Annotated in this window: 2 protein-coding genes; both read right to left on the bottom strand. The window is 50.0% G+C overall.

Annotation, left to right across the window (positions count from 1 at the left end; translation table 11 throughout):
• Nucleotides 1-624: 624 nt before the first annotated feature.
• Nucleotides 625-1,119 carry an outer membrane beta-barrel protein gene (locus tag F2P45_RS34155; protein WP_166882648.1) on the bottom strand — a complete coding sequence of 165 codons (495 nt, stop codon included), beginning with the start codon at nt 1,117-1,119 and terminating at the stop codon, nt 625-627.
• A 65-nt stretch (nt 1,120-1,184) separates the two neighbouring features.
• Nucleotides 1,185-1,467 (bottom strand): hypothetical protein (locus F2P45_RS35835; RefSeq protein ID WP_223164910.1); only part of this gene is annotated, 283 nt, incomplete at its 5' end.

Raw genomic sequence — 1,467 nt, forward strand, 5'->3', positions numbered from 1 at the left:
ATCTCTGTTTAATGTCCTTGCGGACAGATCGCTCACTCAAAATACTGACAAGCTCATCTTTCGATGCGCCGTGTTTCTTTTTTGTGAACATTTGATAATTTAAGTATTCAACATCGCTTGCGCTCTGCTGGCACCTTCATCAAACGCCCACACTTATCGACTGTTAATTGTTAAAGAACTTGTTCGGTATTTCTATCTTGCCGCATGGTACGAAGCGTTGTGTTCGTTGCAGCAGAGAGATGAGATTATGCAGCGTTTCGCGTTTCTCGTCAACCTCTTTTTTACTACCGCGTCTCCTTGGAGACGGCCCTGACAGACTGCTAACTACTTGATTTCGTTAACCCTTTCTGCGGGGAGGCGAACTATAGCAGAGCTTCTCAAACTTTGCCAAGTTGTTTTGGCGCTAATCCGATACAAACGTCGCCGCCCTTTGGTGCAAAGAGAGAAAAATGGGGCTCGTAGCACTCGCTATGCCATGCTCGGGGCTGCTGGATGGTTGCCGGCGCCTCAAGGCATTGGTGGATGATGCCGATAGCGAGCAGCCCTTGCACGCCAAGGTTTCGCATTGGGCAAAAAAAATCCCGCCGGGCTTTCGCCTGGCGGGATTTTCTTAAGCACGATGACTTAGAACTGGAACGATACGCCAGCGCTGAAGTTGGTCAGGTCGCCGCTTGGACGCTGAACTTCGATACGACCCGAAATTGCTGGCGTGAAAGCGTAGGTTGCGCCAAAGCCAAACAGCGCTTTGTTGGTCGACTCGCTTTCGCTGAAGCCGCCACCGGAAGCTTTAGCTTCCAGGCGGTTGTAGCCAAGACGGCCGTACAGGCCGAAACCGCTGCTCAGTGGAATCGAACCGATGACCGAGATAGCAGCCTGGTCGAAGGTAACGTCGGTGCGATATTCTTCGAACGAAGCCAGACGGCGATAGCCTGCTTCAACAGCGATCGTCGGGGTGATGTTGTAGCCGACGAACGCGCCGTAGCCGGTTTCGCGGTCGGAGTAATCGTCAACTTTGGTGGTGCCGAAATCGCCACCGACGTAGAATTTGTTCGCTTCAGCGGCGAAGGACGAGGAAGCCATAACGGCCAGAGCTGCTGCCAATGCGATTTTTTTAAACACGGGTAAATCCTTTTTTATTAGTTAAATTATCCAACCAAGACTGCGTCTTGCTTGCGTACCATATTTTACTCGGGGTTTAGGTCACAGACAATTTTGCACAGCAGGATTGAGGAATAATGTTGTTTTCCGATGCTTTTGCAGGGCTTTGAGATGAAGCAAGCAATGACAAATTGCAGATGGGAAATGAAACGACAAGTCTGTGGATAAGCAATCCGCCTTTGACGAAAACGCGGACGAAAAAAAACCCCACATTTCTGCGGGGTTTTCTTCTTATAACTAGCCTGACGATGACCTACTTTCACACTGGTTGCAGCACTATCATCGGCGTAAAATCGTTTCACGGTCCTG

It is taken from the genome of Massilia mucilaginosa (assembly GCF_011682145.1).
In the GTDB taxonomy this organism is placed as follows: domain Bacteria; phylum Pseudomonadota; class Gammaproteobacteria; order Burkholderiales; family Burkholderiaceae_D; genus Telluria_A; species Telluria_A mucilaginosa.